General features: G+C 67.5%; 22 protein-coding genes. 15 read left to right on the top strand and 7 right to left on the bottom strand.

The features are described 5' to 3' along the window. The first annotated feature begins 2 nt into the window (after window positions 1-2). Window positions 3-539 carry a DinB family protein gene (locus DKG74_RS17625; RefSeq protein WP_109907499.1) on the top strand — a complete coding sequence of 179 codons (537 nt, stop codon included), beginning with the start codon at window positions 3-5 and terminating at the stop codon, window positions 537-539. On the opposite strand, the gene DKG74_RS17620 is transcribed toward DKG74_RS17625, so the two are convergent. After that, window positions 540-1,145 carry a TetR/AcrR family transcriptional regulator gene (locus tag DKG74_RS17620; RefSeq protein ID WP_109907498.1) on the bottom strand — a complete coding sequence of 202 codons (606 nt, stop codon included), beginning with the start codon at window positions 1,143-1,145 and terminating at the stop codon, window positions 540-542. Window positions 1,146-1,347: 202 nt separating this feature from the next. On the opposite strand from DKG74_RS17620, the gene DKG74_RS17615 reads away from it, so the two are divergent. Together DKG74_RS17615 and DKG74_RS17610 are read left to right on the top strand one after the other, a co-directional pair. Beyond that, window positions 1,348-2,517: an efflux RND transporter periplasmic adaptor subunit gene (locus DKG74_RS17615; RefSeq protein WP_165837739.1), complete on the top strand. Its 1,170-nt coding sequence runs from the start codon at window positions 1,348-1,350 to the stop codon at window positions 2,515-2,517. Between the two features lie 12 nt (window positions 2,518-2,529). Then, window positions 2,530-5,661, top strand: a complete 3,132-nt coding sequence (locus tag DKG74_RS17610; RefSeq protein ID WP_109907496.1) for an efflux RND transporter permease subunit — start codon at window positions 2,530-2,532, stop codon at window positions 5,659-5,661. A 37-nt stretch (window positions 5,662-5,698) separates the two neighbouring features. On the opposite strand, the gene DKG74_RS17605 is transcribed toward DKG74_RS17610, so the two are convergent. Next, on the bottom strand, window positions 5,699-5,845 hold the full coding sequence (locus DKG74_RS17605) for an entericidin A/B family lipoprotein (protein ID WP_109907495.1): 147 nt from the start codon (window positions 5,843-5,845) through the stop codon (window positions 5,699-5,701). A 102-nt stretch (window positions 5,846-5,947) separates the two neighbouring features. Then, window positions 5,948-6,193 carry a hypothetical protein gene (locus DKG74_RS17600; RefSeq protein WP_133251616.1) on the bottom strand — a complete coding sequence of 82 codons (246 nt, stop codon included), beginning with the start codon at window positions 6,191-6,193 and terminating at the stop codon, window positions 5,948-5,950. Window positions 6,194-6,333: 140 nt separating this feature from the next. Between DKG74_RS17600 and DKG74_RS17595 the strand changes: the two genes are divergently transcribed. After that, a complete protein-coding gene (locus DKG74_RS17595) occupies window positions 6,334-7,068 on the top strand; it encodes an SDR family oxidoreductase (protein ID WP_109907493.1) in 735 nt (244 codons plus the stop codon). 71 nt (window positions 7,069-7,139) lie between these two features. Further along, window positions 7,140-7,490, top strand: a complete 351-nt coding sequence (locus DKG74_RS17590; protein WP_109907492.1) for a hypothetical protein — start codon at window positions 7,140-7,142, stop codon at window positions 7,488-7,490. Between the two features lie 107 nt (window positions 7,491-7,597). Here DKG74_RS17590 and DKG74_RS17585 read toward each other — a convergent pair whose 3' ends face one another. Continuing rightward, complete coding sequence (locus DKG74_RS17585) at window positions 7,598-8,494, bottom strand: sterol desaturase family protein (protein WP_109907491.1); 897 nt, start codon at window positions 8,492-8,494, stop codon at window positions 7,598-7,600. Window positions 8,495-8,590: 96 nt separating this feature from the next. Here DKG74_RS17585 and DKG74_RS17580 point away from each other — a divergent pair, with 96 nt between their 5' ends. Next, window positions 8,591-9,988, top strand: a complete 1,398-nt coding sequence (locus DKG74_RS17580; protein WP_109907490.1) for an MFS transporter — start codon at window positions 8,591-8,593, stop codon at window positions 9,986-9,988. A 4-nt stretch (window positions 9,989-9,992) separates the two neighbouring features. On the opposite strand, the gene DKG74_RS17575 is transcribed toward DKG74_RS17580, so the two are convergent. After that, window positions 9,993-10,892, bottom strand: coding sequence for a sterol desaturase family protein (locus DKG74_RS17575; RefSeq protein WP_109907489.1), 900 nt, complete (start codon window positions 10,890-10,892; stop codon window positions 9,993-9,995). Between the two features lie 16 nt (window positions 10,893-10,908). After that, window positions 10,909-11,325, bottom strand: coding sequence for a hypothetical protein (locus tag DKG74_RS17570; protein ID WP_109907488.1), 417 nt, complete (start codon window positions 11,323-11,325; stop codon window positions 10,909-10,911). A 128-nt stretch (window positions 11,326-11,453) separates the two neighbouring features. On the opposite strand from DKG74_RS17570, the gene DKG74_RS17565 reads away from it, so the two are divergent. Continuing rightward, complete coding sequence (locus DKG74_RS17565) at window positions 11,454-11,975, top strand: tyrosine phosphatase family protein (RefSeq protein ID WP_207779402.1); 522 nt, start codon at window positions 11,454-11,456, stop codon at window positions 11,973-11,975. Window positions 11,976-12,013: 38 nt separating this feature from the next. Beyond that, the gene (locus DKG74_RS17560; RefSeq protein WP_109907487.1) at window positions 12,014-12,790 is read left to right on the top strand and encodes an SDR family oxidoreductase; all 777 of its coding nucleotides are present in this window, start codon (window positions 12,014-12,016) and stop codon (window positions 12,788-12,790) included. On the opposite strand, the gene DKG74_RS17555 is transcribed toward DKG74_RS17560, so the two are convergent. Beyond that, window positions 12,723-13,802 carry an AraC family transcriptional regulator gene (locus DKG74_RS17555; protein ID WP_109907486.1) on the bottom strand — a complete coding sequence of 360 codons (1,080 nt, stop codon included), beginning with the start codon at window positions 13,800-13,802 and terminating at the stop codon, window positions 12,723-12,725. The genes DKG74_RS17560 and DKG74_RS17555 overlap by 68 nt on opposite strands. Window positions 13,803-13,929: 127 nt before the next feature. On the opposite strand from DKG74_RS17555, the gene DKG74_RS17550 reads away from it, so the two are divergent. From DKG74_RS17550 to hydA, 7 genes are all read left to right on the top strand, one after another. Next, the gene (locus DKG74_RS17550; RefSeq protein WP_109907485.1) at window positions 13,930-15,696 is read left to right on the top strand and encodes an N-acyl-D-amino-acid deacylase family protein; all 1,767 of its coding nucleotides are present in this window, start codon (window positions 13,930-13,932) and stop codon (window positions 15,694-15,696) included. A gap of 164 nt (window positions 15,697-15,860) precedes the next feature. Continuing rightward, window positions 15,861-17,105, top strand: coding sequence for a Zn-dependent hydrolase (locus tag DKG74_RS17545; RefSeq protein ID WP_109907484.1), 1,245 nt, complete (start codon window positions 15,861-15,863; stop codon window positions 17,103-17,105). Window positions 17,106-17,134: 29 nt separating this feature from the next. Then, window positions 17,135-17,917, top strand: coding sequence for an ABC transporter ATP-binding protein (locus DKG74_RS17540; RefSeq protein WP_109907483.1), 783 nt, complete (start codon window positions 17,135-17,137; stop codon window positions 17,915-17,917). A gap of 5 nt (window positions 17,918-17,922) precedes the next feature. After that, on the top strand, window positions 17,923-18,825 hold the full coding sequence (locus tag DKG74_RS17535; RefSeq protein ID WP_109907482.1) for an ABC transporter permease: 903 nt from the start codon (window positions 17,923-17,925) through the stop codon (window positions 18,823-18,825). Beyond that, a complete protein-coding gene (locus DKG74_RS17530; RefSeq protein ID WP_109907481.1) occupies window positions 18,822-19,772 on the top strand; it encodes an ABC transporter permease in 951 nt (316 codons plus the stop codon). Before DKG74_RS17535 ends, DKG74_RS17530 begins: the two co-directional genes overlap by 4 nt. 16 nt (window positions 19,773-19,788) lie before the next feature. Next, window positions 19,789-20,772 carry an ABC transporter substrate-binding protein gene (locus tag DKG74_RS17525; RefSeq protein ID WP_109907480.1) on the top strand — a complete coding sequence of 328 codons (984 nt, stop codon included), beginning with the start codon at window positions 19,789-19,791 and terminating at the stop codon, window positions 20,770-20,772. A 218-nt stretch (window positions 20,773-20,990) separates the two neighbouring features. Beyond that, window positions 20,991-22,445 (top strand): dihydropyrimidinase, encoded by a 1,455-nt coding sequence (gene hydA, locus DKG74_RS17520; RefSeq protein ID WP_109907479.1) that lies wholly within the window; start codon window positions 20,991-20,993, stop codon window positions 22,443-22,445. The last annotated feature ends 14 nt before the right edge of the window (window positions 22,446-22,459 follow it).

The raw sequence follows: 22,459 nt of genomic DNA, 5'->3' as shown, positions 1-22,459 counted from the left end.
ACATGGCGCTGATCGCGCATTACCGCGCCATGGCGCGCAACAATGCCTGGTCGAACGAGCGCCTGCTGCGCGCCTGCCTCAGCCTGTCCGCCGCCGACTTCGCGGCGCCGCGCGTGGGATTCTTCCCGTCGCTGGCGGCGACGCTGAACCATGTCCTGATCGTCGATCTCTATTACGTCGAAGGGCTGGAGAGCGGCCGCACTTCGCGCCGGCATTTCGAGACCGAGGTACCCCATCCCCGGGCGGCCGACCTGATCGAGGCCCAGCGCGCCGTCGACCGCCGCCTGATCGCGCTATGCGAGGCTCTGTCCGGGGACGATCTGGCCCGGCCCGTGCTGCTGGACCGCGGGGCAAGGGGGCAGATGCCCGAGACGGTGGCGACCGTGCTGCCCCATCTCTTCGTCCACCAGATCCATCATCGCGGGCAGGCCCATGCCATGCTGTCCGGCACGGCGGTGGCGCCGCCCCAGCTCGACGAATTCTTCCTCGACGAGGACGGTCCCGCCCTTCGCCGTGACCTCGCCGACTTCGGTCTCTGATCAGGGCGAGAGCAGGCGGGCGATGGCGAGGCGCATGGCCGCGAGCACGCCATCGCGGTTGATGTCGGGGTTGCGGATGGCGCGGATGGTCAGGCCCTCGTAGAGCGCGGCGATCACTTCCACCCGGCCCATCAGGTCGTCGCGGTTCGAGGCTTCGGTGCAGCCGCAATCGGCGGCGATCATCTCGGCCAGGGTGTTGCGCATGGCGGCGTCGCTCTGCCGCACAAGGTCGGCCACCCGGGGATTGCGGCCCGCCTCCGCCGTCACTTCGAGGAACAGGCCGGCATAGTCCGGGTCGCACATGTCGTCGAAACCATGGTCGGCCTGATCGACCATGGCGTCGACGAAAGAGCCGTCCGACTCGTGCAGGCGGCGGATGGCGGCGCGGAATTCCTCGAGGTCGTCTTCGATGAAGGCGGCGATGATCGCCTCCTTGTTCTCGAAGTAGTGGTAGATATGGCCGACGCTCATGCCCGCTTCCTTGGCCAGCGCCGCCATCGAGGTGGAATGGAAGCCGTTGCGGCGAAAGCAGCGGATCGCCGCCTCGATCACCTGACGCCGGCGCGATTCCGCCCGGCTGTCGGCGCTGTCTTCATCTGCAACCATGACGCCCTTCCATCGGCCCTGACCCTCCAAGTTGGGGAATTGCCGAAATCCGCACTTGACTTCATGTTAGAATGAACATTCATTCTATACAACATCGTCGTTGAAGCGGTGACTGAATTCCAGCCGGGGGGCAGGGCGGAGGAGCGAGGGCGGGGCGCAAGTTCCGCTGCATTCCGGTTAGCACAGGTGCCGCATGTCGTTCATGAAGCGAGTTTCCCTGGTCGCGGGTTCGATGGCCGTTTCCGCGTCCTTCCTCCTTTCCGCCTGTGATCAGCCGTCGCAGCAGCAGGGCGGGGGTATGCCGCCCATGGGGCCGGTCGAGGTCGGGGTGGTGGCGATCGCGCCGTCTCGCGTGGTCCTGACCTCGGACCTGTCGGGCCGTGTCGTCCCCGTCCGCCGCGCTGAAATCCGGCCGCAGGTCAACGGCCTGATCACCGACGTGCAGTTCCGCGAGGGCGCCGAGGTCAAGGCGGGCGATCCGCTCTATCAGATCGACGCCGCGCCCTATCAGGCGGCGGTCGATGCCGCGCTGGCGGCCCAGGCCAAGGCGGAAGCCGGCGTCGATCTCGCCCGGCTGGACGAACGACGCTATGCCGAACTGGTGCGCACCAATGCGACCAGCCGGCAGAACTACGACAATGCGGTCGCCGTGCTGAAACAGGCGCAGGCGGATCTCGCCGCGGCCAAGGCGACGCTGGCGGCGGCGCAGGTCGATCTGGAGCGCACGCATATTCTCGCCCCGATCACCGGCCGCATCGGTCGCTCGGCGGTCTCTCAGGGCGCGCTGGTCAAGGTTGATCAGGACATGACCCTGTCGACGATCCAGCAGCTCGATCCCATTTTCGTCGATCTGACCCAGTCGAACGCCGAATTGCTGCGGCTGAAGGCCGACATGGCGCGCGGCCAGCTTTCGGGCGTCGAGGCCGGCAGCGCCAAGGTCACCCTCACCCTCGAGGACGGCTCGGCCTACGAACTGCCCGGCGAGCTGAAATTCTCGGAAGCGGTGGTGAGCGAAAGCACGGGCTCCGTCACCCTGCGCGCGCTCTTCCCCAATCCGGACGAGCGCCTGCTGCCCGGCATGTTCGTCCGCGCCAAGGTCGAGGTCGGGGTGGAGGAACAGGGCATCCTGGTGCCCCAGCGCGGCATCACCCGCACCCCCACGGGCCAGGGCACGGCCCTCGTCGTCAACGACAAGGGCGAGGTCGAGGCGCGGCAGGTCGTGGCCGAGCGGACGGTGGGCGATGCCTGGCTCGTCACCTCGGGCATCGTCGCGGGCGACAAGGTCATCGTCGAGGGCTTGCAGAAAATCCAGCCGGGAATGCCGGTGAAGGTCGTGGAGCCGACGGCTTCGGCCACGCCGGCCGCGCAGTAACAGGGGCGCGTCATGGCCAATTTCTTCATCGACCGGCCGATCTTCGCCTGGGTGATCGCGATCGTGATCATGCTGGCGGGCGGCCTCGCCATCTTCGGCCTGCCGATCGCGCAATATCCCGCGATCGCGCCGACCACCATTTCCATCACCTCGACCTATCCCGGCGCCTCGGCGAAGGCGCTGGAGGATTCGGTGACCCAGGTCATCGAACAGAAGATGAAGGGCATTGATCACCTGCGCTACATGGCCTCGACCTCGTCGTCGTCGGGTCTGTCGGTGATCACCCTGACCTTCAATTCGGGCACCGATCCCGACATCGCCCAGGTGCAGGTCCAGAACAAGCTGGCCCTCGCCACCCCCAGCCTGCCGCAGTCGGTGCAGCAGCAGGGCGTCGTCGTCGCCAAGGCGACCGACAATTTCCTGATGGTCATCGGTCTCGTCGCCGGTGACAGCGGCCAGACCCAGACCGACCTCGCCGACTATATCGGCGCCCAGCTGGTCGATCCCCTGAGCCGGGTCGATGGCGTCGGCGACATCCAGGTCTTCGGCAGCCAGTATGCCCTGCGCATCTGGCTCGACCCCGCGCGCCTGAACGCCTTCGGCCTGACCGCGAGCGACGTCACCGCCGCCCTGCAGGCGCAGAACGTGCAGGTCTCGGCCGGCCAGCTGGGCGGTACGCCGCCGGTTCCTGGGCAGGAATTGAACGCGACCATCGTCGCCCAGTCGCTGCTGACCTCGCCCGAGCAGTTCGCCGCCATCCTGCTGAAAGGTGCCAGCACGGGCGCCCGCGTCACCCTCGGCGATGTCGCCCGGGTGGAGGTCGGGTCCGAAAGCTATGACGTCATCGCGCGCTACAACGGCGTGCCGGCGGCGGGCATCGGCCTGAAGCTGGCGGCCGGGGCCAATGCCCTGTCCACCGCGGAAGCGGTGCGGGCCAAGATGACCGAGCTTTCAGCCTTCTTCCCGCCGGGCGTCCATGCCGTCTACCCCTATGACACCACGCCCTTCGTGAAGATCTCGATCGAGGAAGTGGTGAAGACGCTGATCGAGGCGATCATCCTCGTCTTCGTCGTCATGTATGTCTTCCTGCAGAATTTCCGGGCGACACTGATCCCGACCATCGCCGTGCCGGTCGTACTGCTCGGCACCTTCGGCGTCCTGTTCGCGCTTGGCTATTCCATCAACGTGCTGACCATGTTCGCCATGGTGCTCGCCATCGGCCTGCTGGTCGACGACGCCATCGTCGTCGTCGAGAATGTCGAGCGCGTGATGAGCGAGGAGGGCCTGTCCCCGCGCGAGGCCACGCGCAAGTCGATGGGGCAGATCACGGGCGCCCTCGTCGGTATCGCCCTTGTTCTTTCCGCCGTGTTCGTGCCGATGGCCTTCTTCTCGGGCTCGGCCGGCGTCATCTACCGCCAGTTCTCGGTCACCATCGTTTCGGCCATGGTGCTGTCGGTGCTGGTCGCGCTGGTGCTGACGCCCGCGCTTTGCGCCACCATCCTCAAGCCCGTGCACAAGGGCGAAGGACACCGCCACGGCGGTCTGTTCGGCTGGTTCAATCGTGGCTTCGATGCCGCCAGCCGGGGCTACGAGCGCAGCGTGGGCGGCCTCCTGAAGCGGATACCGGCAGTCTTCGTCGTCTATCTCGCCATCGTGGTCGGCCTCGGTTTCCTGTTCGTCCGGCTGCCCACCTCGTTCCTGCCGGACGAGGATCAGGCGATCCTGTTCGGCCAGGCCCAGCTGCCCGTCGGCGCGACGCAAGAACGGACGATGGAGGTGGTGAAGCAGATGGAGCAGCACTTCCTCGGCGATCAGGGCGAGGCGGTGAATTCCATCTTCACCGTCCAGGGCTTCTCCTTCGGCGGCAACGGCCAGAACGTCGCCCTTGCCTTCGTCGGCCTGAAGGACTGGGCCGTGCGCCAGCGCCCGGACCTCGCGGTGCAGGCGGTGGCCGGCCGGGCCATGGGCACCTTCATGGCGATCAAGGACGCCATGGTCTTCGCCTTCGCGCCGCCCGCGGTGATCGAACTCGGCAATGCCTCGGGCTTTGACCTGCAGCTGAAGGATCTTGGCGGTATCGGCCACGACCGTCTGCTGATGGCGCGCAACATGCTGCTGGGCATGGCGGGGCAGGACCCCCGCCTGATGGGCGTGCGCCCCAACGGCCAGGAGGACGAGCCGCAGTACCGCATCGACATCGACGTCGTGCGGGCGGGCAGCCTTGGCCTCTCCATCGCCGACATCAACGCCACCCTGTCGACCGCCTGGGGCGGCGCCTATGTCAATGATTTCGTCGACCGGGGCCGCATCAAGAAGGTCTATGTCCAGTCCGACGCGCCCTACCGCATGACGCCGGAAGACCTGAACCGCTGGCATGTCCGCAACGACAAGGGCGAGATGGTGCCCTTCTCGGCCTTCGCCTCCGCGCGATGGGACTTCGGTCCGGCCCGGCTGGAGCGCTACAACGGCCAGCCCTCGTTCTCGATCCAGGGCTCGGCCGCGCCGGGCCTGTCGTCGGGTGACGCCATGCTGGCGATGGAAGAGCTGATCGCCAAGCTGCCGCCCGGTGTCGGCTATGAATGGACAGGCCTTTCGGATCAGGAACGGGCTTCGGGCGATCAGGCGCCGATGCTCTATGCCATCTCGATCCTCGTCGTCTTCCTCTGCCTCGCCGCGCTTTACGAGAGCTGGTCGATTCCCTTCTCGGTCATTCTCGTCGTGCCGCTTGGCGTCATCGGCGCCGTGCTCGCCGCCAGCCTGCGCGGCCTCTCCAACGACATCTTCTTCCAGGTCGGGCTGCTGACCACGGTCGGGCTGTCGGCGAAGAACGCGATTCTGATCGTCGAATTCGCCAAGGAGCAGCAGGAGAAGGGCATGGACCTGATCGCGGCGACGCTGGAAGCCGTGCGCCTGCGCCTGCGCCCGATCCTGATGACCTCGCTCGCCTTCATCCTCGGCGTCTCGCCGCTGGTGCTGGCCAATGGCGCGGGTTCGGGCGGGCAGAACGCCATCGGCACCGGCGTGATGGGCGGCATGATCGCGGCGACCGTGCTCGGCATCTTCTTCGTGCCGGTGTTCTTCGTCATGATCCGCCGCCTGTTCTATCGCAAGGCGGCGACCCCGGCGCCGCAGCCGGCGGAATGACGGGAAGGGGCGCCCGCGGTGGCGCCCCTTCTTTATGTCAGAGCTTGTTCTTCACGTCGCGGGCGCCGTCCGAAATGGCGTCGCCCGTGTTGCGGATGTCGCGGCCGGCCCCTTCGATCGTGTTGCAGGCGGCGGTCAGGCCGACCAGACCGAACAGAACGACGAGCCAGAGCTTCCTCACCATGATCCTTTTCTCCGTCGGGACATTTCGCAGCTTCACCTTGCCACGAAAAAGGGCGGGCGCCGACTGGCACCCGCCCCGAAATTCGGGATTGTTCCGGGCCGATCAGGCGCGGAAGTAACCGCCGCAGGCACCGCAGACGATATCGACGTAATAGTTGGTGTCGAGACCGACGGTCCAGCCGACATGGCCGCACCAGGGGCACTGGGTATAGCCGCTGTAGGCGGCCTGACCTTCGGTTTCGGTCTGCGGCGGCTTGGCCAGCAGGATGCCGAGCTTGCTCTTGTCGATGCTGGCGACGTCGGCCGGATCGGTCTTGGTGCCGCGCTTGATGGTCAGTTCATTGGACATTTCGGACATCCCCCCGGGGAAAACTAGAGACCGGCCGGGCCGGCGCGCGGGATAGTATCGGAATTCGCGCGCGATAGAAACACTGTGCCGCGACGGCGCCGGGCATGTAGAGATGGGGGAAAGAGGAGGGACTCGATACCATGGGTGTTGCGGCACTGATCACGGGCGGAACCAAGCGCATCGGCGCGGCCATCGCTGTCCGGTTGGCCGAGGATGGTTACGATCTGGTGCTGCAGACCCGCGATCCCGCGACCGCGACGGTCCCGCCGGAACTTGCCGGGCGGGCGGAACTCGTCGCCCTCGATCTCGATGACGGCGAAGGGTTGCCGGCGGCGGCGGATGCGCTGTTCGCCCGGCGACCGGACATCGGCCTTATCGTCAACAATGCCTCGCGATTCGAGCCGGACGATTTTCGCAGTCTCGATTCGGGCAGTTTCAACCGGCACATGGCGGTGAACGCCCTCGCGCCGCTGTTGCTGATCCAGGCCCTCGACCGCGCCATCGGCAGGGGCGCGGTCGTCAATGTGCTCGACGCCAAACTGGCCTGGCCGCATCCCGATTTCCTGTCCTACACCCTGGGCAAGGCGGCGCTGGCCACGATCACCGATCTCGCGGCCCGCTATTTCGCGCCGCGCATCCGGGTGAACGGCGTCGCCCCCGGCCTGACCCTGATCAGCCCGTTTCAGGACGAGGCGCGGTTCCGTGCCGAGCAGGGCAAACTGCCCCTTGGCCCCGGTCTCGGTCCGCGCGATATCGCGGAGGCGGTCGCCTTCCTCGCCCGCGCGCCGCAGGTGACGGGGCAGGTCATCGCCGTCGATGGCGGCGAGCGTTATCTGTCGCGGCAGCAGGACCCGTCCACGCCCCTGCGACAATAGAGTCCGGCAGTGTCGCCAAAACGGTGTCTCTTACACTGGATTTGGCTGAAACCCGGTGCTTGCATGACGCCATGGTTGTGCACCGGCGGATCATCCTTGCTGTCCTGGTGTTGCCGGTCCTGGCGGCCGGCGCCCGCGCCGGTGAATTGCGCGACGAGACCACGGTCGATATCGCGCCGGTGCTCGAATCGTCGCGCTCGGCGGGCCTTGACGTTCAACCGCCGCCCGGCCGGCAGAGTGCCATTCGCCCACCCCGCGAATGGTCGCTTGGCCCTCTGGCCGAACCGGCGCCCCAGGCCGCGAAGGACGAAGGCCTGCGCCTGTCCTTCGGCACGGGCGAGGATGGCACGCCGATCCTGCTGCGCCCCGATGCCGCCGACGCCATCGGCGGCATGATCCAGTTCCACAAATCGCTGCCCTGAGGGGCCGTCTGCCCGAGATCCCAGTCGGCGCCCCGGCGAAGGCCGGGGTTTTGTGACATCGGCGCCCCGGCGAAGGCCGGGGCTTTGTGACAGAAGGGAAGGGCGCCCTATTCCGCCGGCGCCGCGCGCTTGCTCCGCCATAGCCGCTTGATATCGGCCGAGGTCGAGCCCTGGCCATCTTCGCGCCAGCCGGGCGGGCCGAACAGGGTCATCAGCCGGCCGCGCCAGCTCTTCGCCCGGGCGAGGTCGCGGCCGATCGCCACCCATTCGTGAAAGGCGATGATCAGCGGGTTGAAGGTGCCGATATTCTTCACGATGCCATAGCGGCAGGGCTCGGCATCGTCCTCGGGCACGAAACTGCCGAACAGATGGTCCCAGACGATCAGGATGCCGGCGTAATTGGCGTCGAGATATTTCGGGTTGGTCGCGTGATGCACCCGGTGGTGCGACGGCGTGTTGAACACCGCCTCGAACCAGCGGGGCAGGCGGCGCACCGCCTCGGTATGGATCCAGAACTGATAGACGAGGCTGACGCCCATCTGGAAGAAGATCAGTTCGGTCGGAAAGCCGAGCAGCGACAGCGGCAGCCAGCACAGCCAGGTCAGGGCGATCTGGCCGGTCCAGGTCTGGCGCAGCGCGGTCGACAGATTGTAGTGCTGCGACGAATGGTGGTTGATATGGGCCGCCCACCAGATGCGATGCTCGTGGCTCAGGCGGTGGAACCAGTAGTAGCAGAAGTCCTCGGCGAAGAAGACCGCGACGAAGGCCCACCACTGATAGCCGATGTCGAACAGGGCAAAGCCGTGCACCCATTCGAAGGCGGCATAAAGCGCGACCCCCTTGAGCAGACCCGGAATCAGGCTGCCGAAGCCCATGCTTAGGGACGCGGCCGCATCCTTGTACTCATAGGCGACGCCGCCCTTGCGTTTCATCCAGAACAATTCGGCCGCGATCAGCAGGCCGAACAGCGGTATGGCATAGAAGACCGGATCAGGCAGGGTCATGCCGGTTGTTCCTCCCCTTATTGCGGGCATAGTAACGACCCGCCACGCGGCGGTCATGGAAATTTGTGATTAATTGTCATCTTTTGGGCGGGCGTGATGTCTGAAGCAACGGCGAAACGGGACGAGGGCGGCTGGGGCGCGGTGTTGGCCGACCGGCATTTTCCCGCCTTCCTGCTGCTATGTTTCGGCATCTGGTTGCACGCCGCCGATGCGATGCTGACCGCGACGGTGATTCCGGTGCTGGTGGTCGACATCGGCGGCGCTGAATTCATCGCCTGGACCATGGCGCTCTATGTCCTCGCGTCGATCGTCGCGGGTTCCGCCGCGGGCCTTGCCGCGCGGCGCCTCGGCATGAAGGCGGCGATCTGCGGCGGGGCGATCGTCTATGGCCTTGGCTGCGCGGTCAGCGCGCTTGCCCCGGACATGGCGGTGATGCTGGTCGGCCGGGCGATGCAGGGCTTCGGCGGCGGCGCCATGGTCGCCCTTGCCTATGTCGCCCTGACCGCGCTGTTTCCGGCGCCGATGTGGCCGCGGCTTTATGCCTGCATCTCGGGCATCTGGGGCGGCGCCTCGCTGTGCGGGCCGCTGATCGGCGGGCTCTTCGCCGAGGCGGGCCTGTGGCGCGGCGCCTTCTGGGCCTTCGCCGGGCAGGCCGGGCTTCTCCTCCTTCTCTTCCTCGTCTTCCTGCCGAAGACCGCGCCCGAGCAAGGCGCGCAGCCGGCGGTGCCTTGGGGCCGGCTCGGGCTCGTCGCCCTCGGCGTGCTCGGCATCGCGGTCGCGGGCATTCTGCTCGCCATCGTGCCCGCGCTGATCGCCGGTCTGGGCGGCATTGCCGTGCTCGCCGTGGCGGCGGGGATCGACCGGCGCCAGAAGCGCCCGATCCTGCCGCGCGGCGCCTTCGGCCGGGGCTCGGTCGCCGGGGCCGGTTATCTGATGATCCTCGGGCTTTCCATCGCGACCATGCCCTTCACGACCTATGGCCCCATCCTGATGGAGCAGATTCACGGCACCGGGCCGCTGGTCGTCGGCTATGTCATCGCCGCCGAATCCATTGCCTGGACCATCACCTCGGTCTCGGTCTCAGGCGCCGGTCCGGCGTGGGAACGGCGCCTGATCCTGGGCGGCGCCAGCATCATCACGCTGGGCATGATCGGCCTCGGTTGGGCCGTGCCTTACGGCGGCCTGTGGTCGACACTGGTCTTCGCCGCCCTGCAGGGCGGTGGCGCCGGCTTCTGCTGGAGCTTCGTCACCCGGCGCATCGTCCATGCCGTCGGGGATGAGGAGAAGACGCTGGCGGCGGCGGCCGTGCCCACGATCCAGCTGCTCGGCTATGCCCTGGGCGCCGCCGGGGCGGGCATCATCGCGAACGCCGGGGGCCTTGGCACCGATCCCAACCCGGCGACGGCACTCGCCGCCGGGCCGTGGATTTTCCTGCTGTTCGCGCCTTTCGCCTTCGCCGGGATCGAGGCGGCGCGCCGCGCCACCCGGGCCTGAGGGCCTATTCGGCGGCTTGCGGGCGGCGCCGCGCCCAGGCGGCGCGAATGGTCTCGGACGTGGAACCCTCGCCATCCTCGCGCCAGCCGGGCGGGCCGAACAGCGCCATGAAGCGGCCGCGCCAGGTGGTGGCCGCGCGCAGGTCGCGCGCGATGCCGACCCATTCGTGGAAGCCGATCACCAGCGGGTTGAAGCTGCCGAGGTTCTTCACGATGCCGTAGCGTGGCGGGTCCGCCTCGACCTCGGCCTGGAAGGTGCCGAACAGCCGGTCCCAGACGATCAGCGTGCCGGCGTAATTGCGGTCGAGATAGCGGGGATTGGTCGCGTGATGCACCCGGTGGTGCGACGGCGTGTTGAACACCGCCTCGAACCAGGCCGGCATCTTGCCGATGGCCTCGGTATGGATCCAGAACTGATAGGCGAGGGACAGGCCATGGGCGGTCGCGATCGCCTCGACCGGAATGCCGAGCAGCGGCATCAGGGCATAGGGCGCCCAGGAGCCGGCGATGAGCCCGGTCCAGGGCTGGCGCAGCGCGGTCGACAGATTGTAGTGCTGCGAGGAGTGGTGCGTGACATGGGCCGCCCACCACAGGCGCCATTCGTGGCTCAGCCGGTGGCTCCAGTAGAAGCAGAAGTCCTGGATGACGATCACAAGGGGCAGCGCCCACCAGATGCGCGCGTCCCAGTCGATCAGCCGGTACTGGTAGAGCCAGGCGAACAAGCCATAGAGCAGAAGCGCGATCAGCGCCCCGTCGACCAGATTGCCGAGGCCCATGGTGAGAGAGGCGACGCTGTCGCGCCATTCGTAGGAAACGCCGCCGCGCCGCTTCATCCAGAACAATTCGGCGAGGACGAGGACGACGAAGCCGGGAATGGCATAGTGCAGAAGGGCCAGCATTTCCATGACGATGGCCCCTTCCTCAAGCCTTGGCGAGGCGGCCCAGCCGCTCCGCCCAGGGACGGGTGTCGGCATCGCCGGTCGAGGCCAGCTCGAAATGATGGCGGCCAAAATCCTTGGTCTCGATGGCCAGACGGCCCGCTTCGAGGCTGCAGCGCGTGATGTCGCCAGGGCCGAGCAGGCGGCTGGGCAGCTTGTCGCCGAAGGCGAAGACGAGGCCGAGACGGGCACTGCGCCGGTCGGTCGCCAGCGCCGCGCGGCGGTCGGCGGCGACCCAGACGTCCTCCGCCTCGAAATCCTGCCAGTCCTCGCCGAGGCGCCGGCGGGCGAGGGCTTCGTCGAGCGCGGGCGCGGTCGCCCCGCGCGAGGCGAGATAGATGGCGCCCATCAGACCGGCAGCCGCGAAACCCGCCAGAATCAGCGGCAAGACCTCTTCCATCCGTCCCTCCCGGAACCTTATCCTCGCACCGTCAGGCGGCGCTTGTTCGTGAGCAAGGCTCACTTTAGAGTGCGGCCGTCGGGCCGCCAAGCGCAATCGCGCCCGGTATCCGCAGGAGGAATGCGAAAATGCCTGTCGTTCACGTCTGCCCCCTGGCCGAATTGACCCGGGTCGCGCGCCGTGTCCGGCCCAGCCATGTCGTCACCCTGCTCGATCCCGGCGACTGGCCCGAAACGCCGGACGGCATCGCGCCCGAGCGCCACCACCGGGTCGGCGTCCATGATTATGCCGAACCGGTCGACGGCATGACCATCCCGGAAGAAGCCCATATTCAGGGCCTGATCGACTTCCTGCGCGGCTGGGACGCCAGCGCGCCGATCCTGATCCATTGCTGGGCCGGTATTTCCCGCTCCAGCGCCAGCGCCCTGATCACCCTTGCCCTGCATAATCCGGGGCGGGAGCTGGAGGCGGCGCAGGCGATCCGGGCGCAATCCGCGGTCGCCTCGCCCAACCGCCGCATCGTCGCCATCGCCGACCGTCTGCTCGGCCTTGACGGCCGGCTGAGCGCCGCCGCGGCCGCCATGGGGGCACCGCGCCTCGCCTATGTCAACGAGCCGTTCGAAGTACCGCTGAATCTCTGGGCCGAGTGAGGCACCGGGGGGCATAAAGACAAATAAGGGGAGAGTTCATGTCCAAGTCCGTGTTCATCACCGGTGCCGCGCGCGGCATCGGCGCCGCCATCGCGCGGCGTTTCGCCCGCGAGGGTTATTTCCTCGGCCTCGTCGACCTGAACGCCGACGGTGTCGCCGCCCTCGCGCGCGAGCTGGGGCCGGATCGCTGCTTCCACGCCGCGCTGGATGTCACCGATTTTTCGTCTTTCGAGAAGGTGCTGGGCGATTTCGTGACGGCGGCCGGCGGACGGCTGGACGTGCTCGTCAACAATGCGGGCGTCGCCAAATTCGCGCCCTTCGACCAGATCACCCCGGCCTTCCACGCGACCACCATCGACGTGAACCTGAAGGGCGTGGTGAACGGGTTCCACGCCGCCTTGCCCCATCTGAAAAAGACGCCGGGTTCCGCCGTGGTCTCGCTCTGCTCCGCCTCGGCCCTGTATGGCGTGCCGGGGCTCGCGGTCTATTCGGCGACGAAATTCGCGGTTCGCGCCCTGACCGAGGCGCTGGCGCAGGAATTCGAGGTTTACGGCATCAAGGTCTCGGACATCATGCCCAGCTTTGTCCATACCGACATGGTGCACAGCCAGGGGGCGGACGCGGGCAAGGCCCTGTCCAAGATGGGCGGCATCCCGCACAAGCCGGAAGATATCGCCGAGCTGGCGTGGAAGGCGGTCGAAGGTGACAGGCGCCACTGGCCCGGCAACGCGGAGGTCGCCTTCGGCCTCAAGGTCGCCGGCCTGTTCCCGGGGCTTCTGCGCCGGATGATGACGCCGATGAAGGCGATGCGCTGACGCTGGCCTTGCGCCAGCGCGCCGGGCTTTGCCCGGTCCAGCGGCGGAAGGCGCGGACGAAGACGGCGGCTTCGGCATAGCCAAGACGGAGCGCGATCGCCTCGACCGTCAGGGTGCCGGCGGCCAGCAGGCGCTGTGCTTCGCCTTGGCGCAGGCGGTCGCGCTCCGCCGTGAAGCTGGTGCCGGCGGCGTCGAGAGCGCGTTGCAGGCTGCGCAGGCTGGTGTTCAGGGCCGCCGCCGCCGCCTCGGCGGTCAGGGACATGCCCGCGGCCAGCCGCGCCGCCAGCAGGCGCCGCACCGCCGCCACCATGCCTTCCGCCGACAGGCGCTCGCGCACCAGATCGTCGGCATGACGGCGCAGCAGGCTGTTCAGGGCTTCGTTGGCCGCGCGGACGGGGGTGGAGAGCTGGGCCCGGCGCCAGACCAGGGCATTTTCCGGCGCCCCGAAGCGCAAGGGCGCCGCGAACAGGGCCTGCCACGGGCCGGCATCGCGCGGCGCGGCGCGGGTCAGGCGGACTTCCTCGGGCGCGAGATCGGCAAGGCCGGTGATCCAGCGCGCGAGGGTAAGACTGCCGGCGAGGGCGGCGTCGATCCGCATCGCGGCCAGCGGCCAGTCGGCGCGCAAGGGCCGGTAGCGCATGAGGACGCGGCCCGGCTCGTGCCCGACCTCGATCGCCCCACCTTCCCCGACGAGGGCGGTCAGCCGCCCGGCCTCGGCAAGGGCCCCGCCGAGATCGGCCGCCGTCATCATCACCTGGCCGAGCACGCTGTAGCTGCCGGGTTGCACCCGCCGCCCGACCGCGATGCCGAAGGCGGGATCGCCGGTCGCCTGCGCCGCCGCCTGCCACAGGCGGTCGACGGCGGACAGCGGCAGCACGGCATCGGGCCGGGTCAGCAGGGCGGGCTCGATCCCCGCCGCCGCCGCCAGCGCCTCGCCGCCGCCGGGGATGAAGGCCGCCGCCGTCTCGATCAGGGTCGCCACATAGGCGGAGAGAACGCCGCTGCCGATCATGGCCGCCAGTGTCGCGCCTTGGCGCGAAAAGTCAATTTCCCGGCGGCTGCAGTCAATGACCCAAGTCTCGAATGCGATTAGATGTCATGATCATCGCTACCGCCGACAGAAGCGGGCAGGAGGAATCATGGACTACGATCTGAAAATCGCGGGCGGCACCATCGTCGACGGCACGGGCGCGCCGGCTTTTCCGGGCGATGTCGCGGTGAAGGACGGCGTCATCGTCGCCGTCGGGGTCTGCCCCGGCACCGCCGCCCGGGTTATCGACGCTTCGGGCGCCATCGTCACCCCAGGGTTCGTTGACCTGCACACCCATTACGACGGCCAGGTCAGCTGGGACGCGGACCTTCGCCCCTCGGTCAATCACGGCGTGACCACGGCCATCCTCGGCAATTGCGGCGTTGGCTTTGCGCCGGTGCGCCCGGCCGACCATGACTGCCTGATCCGCCTGATGGAAGGGGTGGAGGATATTCCGGGCGTCGCCCTTGCCGAGGGGCTGAAGTGGAACTGGGAGAGTTTCCCCGATTACATGGCGGCGATCGACTTTCCCCACACCATCGACTTCGCCGTGATGGTGCCCCACGACCCCTTGCGCGTTTATGTCATGGGCGAGCGCGCGGTGCGCGGCGAGGCGGCGACACCCGATGATGTCGCGGAAATGCGCCGGCTGGTGCGCGAGGCGATGGAGGCGGGCGCCTTCGGTTTCGCCACCGGGCGCAGCGACACCCATCGCACCTCCGACGGTCTGTGCACCCCGGCATCCGAGGCGACGGTGGCGGAGTTGACCGGCATCGCCGAGGCGTTGAAGGGCCTCGACCACGGCGTGCTTCAGGCCGTCTCGGACTTCGACCTCGAAAAGGGGCCGGAGGAGTTCGAGCGGGAATTCGACATCGTCGAGACTTACGCCGCGACCGCGCCCGACCACCCGACCTCGATCACCCTGATGGAGCGGCCGCTCGATCCCCGGCAGTGGCGCCGCATCGTGGCGCGGGCCGAGGCGGCGAAGCAGAAGGGCGTTACCATCCGCCTGCAGACGGCGCCGCGCGCGGTCGGCGTCATGGTCGGTTTCCAGTGCACCTTCCACCCCTTCATGGGCCATCCGTCCTACAAGGCCATCGCCCATCTGCCGCTGGACGAGCGGGTGGCGCTGCTGCGCGATCCCGCGACCAAGGCCCGCCTCCTCGCCGAGACGCCGGACCGCATGGCCGCCGACGGCTCGTCGGTGCCGCCGATGGTCGACAAATTCCTCGCTTCGGTCGATTTCGTCTCGACCATGCTGTTCCGTCTGGGCGAGAGCCCGGATTACGAACAGCCCTTCGAGAAATCGCTCTATGCCGAGGCGCAAGGCCGGGGTGTCGCGCCGCTGGAGGCGATCTATGACGCCATGCTGGCGGAAGACGGGCGGGCGATGCTCTATTTCCCCTTCGCCAATTACGTCGAATTCTCCCTCGACAATGTCCTGACCATGATGCGCCATCCGCTCGCCCTCGCCGGCCTGTCGGACGGCGGTGCCCATGTCGGCACGGTGTGCGACGCCTCCTTCACCACCTTCCTGCTGTCCTATTGGGCGCGCGACCGGGTGAAGGGCGAGCGTCTCGGCCTTGAGAAGGCGGTGAACATGCTCACCGGGGCGAATGCCGCCCATGGCGGTTTTACCGATCGGGGCATCATCGCGGTCGGCAAGCGCGCCGACCTCAATGTGATCGACTTCGACCGCCTGGCGCTGAAATCGCCCCACATGGTGAAAGACCTGCCGGCGGGCGGCCAGCGCCTGCTGCAGGACGCGGTCGGCTACCGCGCGACCCTGGTTGCCGGCGTGCCCGTGATCGAGAACGACAGGCTGACCGGGGCGAAGCCCGGCCGGCTGGTGCGCATGGGGCAGGCCGCCGCCTGATGCGTCCCGCCTGACGCTTCTCGGCGGGGACTGCCCAAGACATGGGCAGTCCCCGCCGTGCGACGAAAAATCTGCTCGAAATCTGTTGCCTGCCGCCGCGACCGGACCCGATACTGATCTGACCAAACGGTCAGGTTCGGGCCTTGGGAATCGGGATCAGGGGCATGAGCGAGCAGCGCAATCTTTCGATCAACGGCGACCGCCTGTGGCAGAGCCTGATGGACATGGCGAAGATCGGCGCGACCCCCAAGGGCGGCGTCTGTCGCCTCGCCCTGACCGATGTCGACAAGGCGGGCCGCGACCTCTTCGTCGACTGGTGCCGGGCGGCGGGCTGCTCCATCACCGTCGACCGCATGGGCAATATCTTCGCCCGCCGGCCGGGCCGTAACAACGACCTCGCCCCCGTCGTCACCGGCTCCCACCTCGACAGCCAGCCCACGGGCGGGCGCTTCGACGGCGTTTACGGCGTGCTTGCCGGGCTCGAGGTGGTGCGCAGCCTGAACGACCTCGGCCTCGAGACCGAACACCCGGTCGAGGTCGCGGTCTGGACCAACGAGGAAGGCTCGCGCTTCGCCCCGGCCATGGTCGCCTCCGGCGTCTTCGCCGGGGTGTTCGACCTCGACTACGGCCTCTCCCGCGCGGATCCCGACGGCAAGACCATGGGCGAGGAACTGGCCCGCATCGGCTATGCCGGCGATGCCCCGGTGGGCCGCCCGGTCCATGCCTATTTCGAGGCGCATATCGAACAGGGCCCGATCCTCGAGGCCGAGGGCAAGACCATCGGCGTCGTCACCGACGCGCAAGGCCAGCGCTGGTACGAGCTGAACATTACGGGTGTCGAGAGCCATGCCGGCCCGACGCCGATGACCCGGCGCAAGGACGCCCTGCTGGGCGCCGCCCGCATCGTCGACCTCGTGAACCGCATCGGCCACCAGTTCGCGCCCCGTGCCTGCGCCACGGTCGGCATGATGCAGGTCTATCCCAATTCGCGGAACGTCATTCCGGGCAAGGTCTTCATGACCGTCGACTTCCGCCACCCGGAAGACGCGACCCTGGCCGAGATGGACAAGGCGATGCGCGAGGGTGTCGCGAAGATCTGCGACGAGATCGGCCTCGGGGCCGAGATCGACCAGATCTTCTATTACGCCCCGGTGCATTTCGACGACGCCTGTATCGACGCGGTGCGCAAGGGCGTGGCCGAACATGGCTTCACCGCCCGCGACATGGTCTCGGGCGCCGGGCACGACGCCTGTTATCTCGCGCGGGTGGCGCCCACGGGCATGGTGTTCATTCCCTGCATCGACGGCATTTCCCACAATGAGGTCGAGGATGCGACGCCGGAATGGGTCTCGGCCGGCGGGCAGGTGCTGCTGCGCGCCATTCTGGAAAAAGCGGGCCAGGTGAATTGACGGTGCCGCTGGCAGGTGGTGGAGCGGCGATGGCGGCCAAGGTTGTCGATATTGCGGGCCTGTCCCTGACCTTCGAGACGAAGGACGGGCCGGTCTACGCCCTGTCCAACGTCGATCTGACGATCCGGCGCGGCGAATTCGTCTCCTTCATCGGGCCGTCGGGCTGCGGCAAGACCACCTTGCTGCGCGTGATCGCCGACCTCGAGAAATCGACCGGCGGCAGCATCGCCGTCAACGGCCTGTCGCCCGAGGAAGCGCGGCTCCAGCGCGCCTATGGTTACGTCTTCCAGGCCCCCGCGCTCTATCCCTGGCGCAATATCGAGCGGAACGTGACGCTTCCCCTCGAGATCATGGGAATGCCAAAGGCCGAGCGGCAGGCGCGGGCGAAGAAATATCTCGAGCTGGTCAATCTCGGCGGTTTCGAGCGGAAATTTCCCTGGCAACTGTCGGGCGGGATGCAGCAGCGCGCTTCCATCGCCCGGGCGCTGTCGTTCGAGCCGGACCTGCTTTTGATGGACGAGCCCTTTGGCGCGCTCGACGAGATCGTGCGCGACCATCTGAACGAGCAATTGCTGCGCCTGTGGGACAAGACGGAAAAGACCGTGGTCTTCGTCACCCATTCGATTCCCGAGGCGGTGTTCCTGTCGTCGAAGATCGTCGTCATGTCGCCGCGGCCGGGCCGCATCATCGACGTGATCGAGACCGATTTCCCCCGGGGTCGCGGCCTCGACATCCGCGAGACCCCGGAATTCCTGAAGATCGCCCACCGGGTGCGCGAGGGTCTGCGCGCCGGCCACGCCTACGAGGATTGAAGGCGATGGCGGCGGCGAAACCGAAACCGATCGCGCGCCTCTTCGCCGGCCATGCCGGGCCGGTCGCCGTGCTCGGCCTCGCCCTTGTCGCGCTGTGGTACGCGGGTGCGGTCTGGCTGAACGCCGACCTTCAGATCGACGCTTTCGCCAGGGCCGGCACCGACTGGAATTTCACCGATCTCGTCGCCGGCACCTGGGCGCAGGAGCGGCCGCTGCTGCCCGCGCCCCATCAGGTGCTGGCGGAGCTTTGGCGCACCACGGTCGAGACCGGCATCGCCTCGAAGCGCAGCCTCGTGTTCCACGGCTGGGTCACCCTGTCGTCGACCCTGCTCGGCTTCGCGGCGGGGGCGCTGCTCGGCATCCTGCTCGCGGTCGGCATCGTCCATGTCCGGGTCCTGGAAAAGAGCCTGATGCCCTGGATCATCGCCTCGCAGACGATCCCCATCCTCGCGGTCGCGCCCATGGTCATCGTCGTGCTGGGCGCCATCGGGCTGAAGGGGCTGGTGCCGAAATCGGTCATCTCGACCTATCTCTGCTTCTTTCCGGTCGCTATCGGCATGGTGAAGGGCCTGCGCGCGCCCGACCTCCTGCAACTCGACCTGATGCGGACCTATAGCGCCAGCGCGCGCCAGACCTTCTTCTATCTGCGCTGGCCGACTTCGCTGCCCTTCCTTTTCGCCGGGCTGAAGGTCGCGATCTCGATCAGCCTCGTCGGCGCCATCATCGCCGAACTGCCGACGGGGGCGCAGGCCGGCCTCGGCGCGCGGCTGCTCGCCGGGTCCTATTATGGGCAGACGATCCAGATCTGGTCGGCCCTTGTCGCCGCCGCGCTGATGGCGGCGCTGCTCGTCGCGCTGATGGGCGCGATCGAGCGGCAGGTGGCACGCCTGATGGGGGCGCGGTCATGAGCGGGCTGCGCCATGCCCTGCTGTTCCTCGGCATCGCCGGCCTCGGCGCGATCGCCATGCTCGATGCCCATACGGGGGGCGAGGCGGGGGCGGGTTATGCCCTGTCGCTTCTGGCCCTGTCGCTGCTCGGCTGGCGCGGCCTTGCCCTGCTCGCCAATGCGCGGCTCGGCGATGCCCGGCGCCAGCGCCTCGCCGATCTTGCCGTGCCGGTGCTGTTCGGCCTGTGGATCGTCTTCCTGTGGCAGGCCGTGACCGTGGGGTTCGGCGTGCCGCAGGTGCTGCTGCCGCCGCCGTCCATGATCCTGGCCCGCATCCTCGGCTCCGCCGACATCCTGCTGGCCGATTTCCGCCAGACCTTCCTGCAGGCGGTGCTGGCGGGTTACGTCCTTGGCTGCGGTTCGGGCTTCATCGTCGCGCTGATCGCCGACCGGGTGCCCTTCCTCCAGCGCGGGCTGCTGCCGCTCGGCAACCTGGCCTCGGCCCTGCCCATCGTCGGCGTCGCGCCGATCATGGTCATGTGGTTCGGTTTCGACTGGCCGTCCAAGGCGGCGGTCGTCGTCATCATGACTTTCTTTCCCATGCTGGTGAACACGGTCGCCGGCCTCGCCGCCGCCGGCCGGCAGGAGCGGGAATTGCTCGGCACCTATGCCGCGAGCTGGGGCCAGAGCCTGCTGGCCCTGCGTCTGCCGGCGGCCATGCCCTTCATCTTCAACGCGCTGAAGATCAATTCGACCCTCGCCCTTATCGGTGCCATCGTGGCGGAATTCTTCGGCACGCCCATCGTCGGCATGGGCTTTCGCATCTCGACCGAGGTCGGGCGCATGAACCTCGACATGGTCTGGGCGGAAATCGTGCTGGCGGCGGTGGCGGGTTCGCTGTTCTACGGCCTCGTCGCCCTCGCCGAGCGGCGCGTGACCTTCTGGCATCCTTCTTTGCGGCAGCGTTAACAGGGGAGTTTAGGGGATGAAGAGACTGATCGCAGGTGCGGCCCTGATGGCCGTCAGCCTTGGCGCTTTCGCCGCGCAGGCGGCCGACAAGGTCACGCTTCAGCTGAAGTGGGTGACCCAGGCCCAGTTCGCCGGTTATTACGTCGCCAAGGAAAAGGGCTTCTACGAGGAAGCCGGGCTTGACGTCACCATCAACCCGGGCGGCCCGGACATCGCCCCGCCGCAGGTGATCGCGGGCGGCGGCGCCGATGTGATCGTCGACTGGATGCCCTCGGCCCTCGCCTCGCGCGAGAAGGGCGTGCCCCTCGTCAACATCGCCCAGCCTTACAAGCGCTCGGGCATGATGCTGACCTGTCGCAAGGAGACGGGCATCACCTCGCCGGCCGATTTCCCGGGCAAGACGCTGGGCGTCTGGTTCTTTGGCAACGAATATCCCTTCCTGTCGTGGATGTCGAAACTGGGCATTCCGACGACCGGCGGCCCGAAGGGCGTCACGGTGCTGAAGCAGGGCTTCAACGTCGATCCCCTGTTGCAGAAGCAGGCCGACTGCATCTCCACGATGACCTACAACGAATATTGGCAGGTGATCGAGGCCGGGGTGAAGCCGGAAGACCTCGTCGTCTTCAAATACGAGGAGCAGGGCGTCGCCACCCTCGAGGACGGGCTCTATGTCCTCGAAGCCAAGCTGGCCGATCCGAAGTTCGTCGAGACCATGGCCAAATTCGTCAAGGCCTCGATGAAGGGCTGGGACTATGCCCGCGCCCATCCGGACGAGGCGGTGAAGATCGTGCTCGACAATGACGCGACCGGTGCCCAGACCGAAGGCCACCAGAAGACCATGATGGAAGAGGTGAACAAGCTCACCGAAGGCTCGACCGGCGTGCTCGACCCGGCCGATTACGAGCGGACGGTGAAGACCATCATGACCGGCGGCTCCGACCCCGTGATCACCAAGGCGCCGGTCGGCGCCTGGACCCACGCGGTTACCGACAAGATGTAAAGGGGCCGGTCTCCCTTTTCATTCCCCTCTCCTCCTTGGAGGAGAGGGGGCGCGGTGCCCCCCTCTGTCGTCATCCCGGCGCAGGCCGGGATCTCTGACCGGCAAGGGCGCCTCTCTCGTTCCAAGGCCCCGGCCTGCGCCGGGGCGACGAGGGCCATGGTTCGATCATTCGGAAAAGCGGCTCTCGCCGCGAAGGCAGACGAAGTGGAGACAGGATCATGACGCTGCTGGTCAAGGGCGGGACGGTCGTCAACGCCGACTACACGCGGCAGGCCGATGTGCTGATCGAGGGCGGCACCGTCGCCGCCGTCGGCACCGGCCTCGACGTACCGGCAGGCACCGAGGTGATCGACGCCGGGGGCGCCTATGTCATGCCGGGCGGCATCGACCCTCACACCCATATGGAGTTGCCCTTCATGGGCACCGTCGCGTCCGAGGATTTCTTTTCCGGCACCACGGCGGGCGCGGTCGGCGGCACCACGACGATCATCGACTTCGTGATCCCCAGCCCGCAGCAGGATATTCTCGAGGCCTATCACACCTGGCGCGGCTGGGCCGAGAAGGCCGCCACCGATTACAGTTTCCACGTCGCCATCACCTGGTGGGACGAGAGCGTGCGCGAGGCCATGGGCACGCTGACCCGCGATTTCGGCGTCAACAGCTTCAAGCACTTCATGGCCTACAAGGGCGCGATCATGTGCGATGACGAGGTGCTGGTGAATTCCTTCACCCGCGCCGGCGAATTGGGCGCGCTGTGCACGGTCCATGCCGAGAATGGCGAACTGGTCGCCCATTTGCAGAACAAGCTGATATCCATGGGCATCACCGGGCCCGAGGGACATCCCCAGTCCCGCCCCAGCGCGGTCGAGGGCGAGGCGGCGGACCGGGCGATCCGCATCGCCCAGGTGCTGAACGTGCCGCTCTACATCGTCCATAATTCCTGCATCGAGAGCCTGCAGGCGATCACGCGCGCCCGCAACGACGGACAGCGGGTGTTCGGTGAGGTGCTGGCGGGCCATCTCCTGGTCGACGACGCGGTCTATCGCAGCACCGACTGGGATTATGCCGCGCATCACGTGATGAGCCCGCCGTTCCGCCCGAAGGAGCATCAGGCGGCGCTGTGGCGGGGCCTGCAATCGGGCATGTTGCAGACGACGGCGACCGATCATTGCTGCTTCTGCACGCCGCAGAAGCGCATGGGCCACAATAATTTCACCCGTATCCCGAACGGCACCGGCGGGGTCGAGGACCGGATGCATGTGCTGTGGCATCACGGCGTGAACACCGGCCGCCTGACGCCATCGGAATTCGTCGCCATCACCTCGGCCAACGCGGCCAAGATCTTCAACATCTATCCGCGCAAGGGCGTGATCGCGCCCGGCTCCGACGCCGACATCGTGATCTGGGATCCGTCGCGGGAGCGGACGATCTCGAAGGACACCCACCACCAGAAGATCGACTTCAACATCTTCGAGGGCATGACGGTGCGCGGCATCAACACGGTCACCATCGCGAACGGCCAGGTGGTCTGGAAGGATGGCGACATCCGCACGGTGCGGGGCGCTGGCCGCTATGTGGACCGGCCCACGTTCCCGTCCTATTTCGATGCGGTGCGCCGGGTCGCCGAAGTGACGGCGCCGAGCGCGGTCGAGCGCATGGGCGCGGCCGGTTAAGGGGAGGCGCGGCG

The organism is Zavarzinia aquatilis, assembly GCF_003173035.1.
In the GTDB taxonomy this organism is placed as follows: domain Bacteria; phylum Pseudomonadota; class Alphaproteobacteria; order Zavarziniales; family Zavarziniaceae; genus Zavarzinia; species Zavarzinia aquatilis.
The sequence above is the reverse complement of the archived record's forward strand: the minus strand, read 5'-3'. Positions and strand labels throughout refer to the sequence as shown.

Excerpts from the sequence above, each read along its gene's own strand:
- DKG74_RS17530 (WP_109907481.1), top strand. The coding sequence starts at position 18,822 with ATGAGCGGGCTGCGCCATGCCCTGCTGTTCCTCGGCATCGCCGGCCTC.
- DKG74_RS17605 (WP_109907495.1), bottom strand. The coding sequence starts at position 5,845 with ATGGTGAGGAAGCTCTGGCTCGTCGTTCTGTTCGGTCTGGTCGGCCTG.
- DKG74_RS17545 (WP_109907484.1), top strand. The coding sequence starts at position 15,861 with ATGAGCGAGCAGCGCAATCTTTCGATCAACGGCGACCGCCTGTGGCAG.
- DKG74_RS17590 (WP_109907492.1), top strand. The coding sequence starts at position 7,140 with ATGGTTGTGCACCGGCGGATCATCCTTGCTGTCCTGGTGTTGCCGGTC.
- hydA (WP_109907479.1), top strand. The coding sequence starts at position 20,991 with ATGACGCTGCTGGTCAAGGGCGGGACGGTCGTCAACGCCGACTACACG.
- DKG74_RS17575 (WP_109907489.1), bottom strand. The coding sequence starts at position 10,892 with ATGGAAATGCTGGCCCTTCTGCACTATGCCATTCCCGGCTTCGTCGTC.
- DKG74_RS17565 (WP_207779402.1), top strand. The coding sequence starts at position 11,454 with ATGCCTGTCGTTCACGTCTGCCCCCTGGCCGAATTGACCCGGGTCGCG.
- DKG74_RS17600 (WP_133251616.1), bottom strand. The coding sequence starts at position 6,193 with ATGTCCAATGAACTGACCATCAAGCGCGGCACCAAGACCGATCCGGCC.
- DKG74_RS17560 (WP_109907487.1), top strand. The coding sequence starts at position 12,014 with ATGTCCAAGTCCGTGTTCATCACCGGTGCCGCGCGCGGCATCGGCGCC.
- DKG74_RS17580 (WP_109907490.1), top strand. The coding sequence starts at position 8,591 with ATGTCTGAAGCAACGGCGAAACGGGACGAGGGCGGCTGGGGCGCGGTG.
- DKG74_RS17595 (WP_109907493.1), top strand. The coding sequence starts at position 6,334 with ATGGGTGTTGCGGCACTGATCACGGGCGGAACCAAGCGCATCGGCGCG.
- DKG74_RS17535 (WP_109907482.1), top strand. The coding sequence starts at position 17,923 with ATGGCGGCGGCGAAACCGAAACCGATCGCGCGCCTCTTCGCCGGCCAT.
- DKG74_RS17540 (WP_109907483.1), top strand. The coding sequence starts at position 17,135 with ATGGCGGCCAAGGTTGTCGATATTGCGGGCCTGTCCCTGACCTTCGAG.
- DKG74_RS17550 (WP_109907485.1), top strand. The coding sequence starts at position 13,930 with ATGGACTACGATCTGAAAATCGCGGGCGGCACCATCGTCGACGGCACG.
- DKG74_RS17585 (WP_109907491.1), bottom strand. The coding sequence starts at position 8,494 with ATGACCCTGCCTGATCCGGTCTTCTATGCCATACCGCTGTTCGGCCTG.
- DKG74_RS17525 (WP_109907480.1), top strand. The coding sequence starts at position 19,789 with ATGAAGAGACTGATCGCAGGTGCGGCCCTGATGGCCGTCAGCCTTGGC.
- DKG74_RS17555 (WP_109907486.1), bottom strand. The coding sequence starts at position 13,802 with ATGATCGGCAGCGGCGTTCTCTCCGCCTATGTGGCGACCCTGATCGAG.
- DKG74_RS17625 (WP_109907499.1), top strand. The coding sequence starts at position 3 with ATGGCGCTGATCGCGCATTACCGCGCCATGGCGCGCAACAATGCCTGG.
- DKG74_RS17620 (WP_109907498.1), bottom strand. The coding sequence starts at position 1,145 with ATGGTTGCAGATGAAGACAGCGCCGACAGCCGGGCGGAATCGCGCCGG.
- DKG74_RS17570 (WP_109907488.1), bottom strand. The coding sequence starts at position 11,325 with ATGGAAGAGGTCTTGCCGCTGATTCTGGCGGGTTTCGCGGCTGCCGGT.
- DKG74_RS17610 (WP_109907496.1), top strand. The coding sequence starts at position 2,530 with ATGGCCAATTTCTTCATCGACCGGCCGATCTTCGCCTGGGTGATCGCG.
- DKG74_RS17615 (WP_165837739.1), top strand. The coding sequence starts at position 1,348 with ATGAAGCGAGTTTCCCTGGTCGCGGGTTCGATGGCCGTTTCCGCGTCC.